This is a genomic window from Caballeronia humi (assembly GCF_001544475.1).
GTDB classification, from domain to species: Bacteria; Pseudomonadota; Gammaproteobacteria; order Burkholderiales; family Burkholderiaceae; genus Caballeronia; species Caballeronia humi.
In genome coordinates this window covers 1-1,246 of record NZ_FCNW02000189.1, presented here as the reverse complement: position 1 = coordinate 1,246, position 1,246 = coordinate 1, and the positions used below count along the sequence as shown (strand labels likewise).

Sequence of the window (1,246 nt, the reverse complement as noted above, 5' to 3'; positions counted from 1 at the left end):
TAGCTCGGGATAGCGACGCTGCTTATAGAGAGGTGGTAGCACGGTAATGCGGCGATACCGGATCTCCAAAAAGGCTTGACGGCCTCAAAAGCGAGGTGCAACACCTATCTCGTATAAGGTGTTGCAATGCCCGACAAAACTACTTCATACCAGCAGCTTCAACCTGAAGAACGCCTCGCCATCGCAAGCCTACGACTGCAGGATGTGAGCATTCGGGCCATGGCCCGAATGCTCGGGCGCTCGCCGGCCACCGTGAGCCGTGAACTGACGCGGAACAGCTCTCCTGCTGGCTACGCATCAGTGCCAGCTCAAGCGCTGTGCGCCTCCCGCCGTAGCGCTGGTCGCCGCCCCGCCAAGCTTTGCACGCAAAGCGTTTGCTGGCGGGTTGTGCTCACCCTGCTCGAGTGGAAGTGGTCGCCCCAGCAGATATCGGGCACACTTAGGCGCATGTATCCGACCGATCCGACCCAGCACGTATCGCATGAAACCATCTACACGGCTATCTACGCTCAGCCGCGCGGCGAATTGCGCCGCCAGTTGATTGCCTGTCTGCGCCACGGCCACAGCAGCCGTATGTCCCGCACGCGCGGTACAGACCGACGCGGGCAGATTCCCGACATGGTCAGTATCCACCTGCGCCCGCCCGAGATCGAAGACCGCCTGCTGCCTGGTCACTGGGAAGGTGACTTCATAAAAGGCGCCGGCAATCAATCCTCTGTTGGCGTGCTGGTTGAGCGCACCAGCCGCCTGGTGCTGCTCGCCAAGATGCAGGACGCAACCGCCGCCTCTGCTCTGGCGGGCTTCTCGGCCAAACTCAATTCGATTCCCGAACCCCTGCGCCAGAGCTTTACGTACGACCAGGGCAAGGAACTCACGCGGCATCAAGAACTCGCCGCCGCCACCGGCGTAAGCGTGTACTTCTGCGACCCGCACAGTCCCTGGCAACGCGGGACCTGCGAAAACACCAACGGATTGCTGCGACAGTACTTACCTAAGGGCACCGACCTCTCGGTCTACACTCAGGACGAGCTCGATGCCATCGCCGACAGCCTGAACAGCCGGCCGCGCGCAACCCACGCGTTCCATTCGCCATTCGAGGTCTTCGCTGCGACACTTGCCTCAGCGGGTCAACCTCAAAGCGCTAAACATTAACCCCTCGTTGCACTTCGGTTTGATAGCGCCAGGCGAAGCCTGGGATTGGAGGAAGTCTATGTGATGGAAACCAGTCATTGGAATCCAGAGGGTT

At 60.5% G+C, this 1,246-nt stretch carries 1 protein-coding gene; it reads left to right on the top strand.

Annotated elements, in window-relative coordinates; translation table 11 throughout:
• Positions 1-126: 126 nt before the first annotated feature.
• The gene (locus AWB65_RS34950; RefSeq protein WP_087671272.1) at positions 127-1,152 is read left to right on the top strand and encodes an IS30 family transposase; all 1,026 of its coding nucleotides are present in this window, start codon (positions 127-129) and stop codon (positions 1,150-1,152) included.
• Positions 1,153-1,246 lie beyond the last annotated feature (94 nt).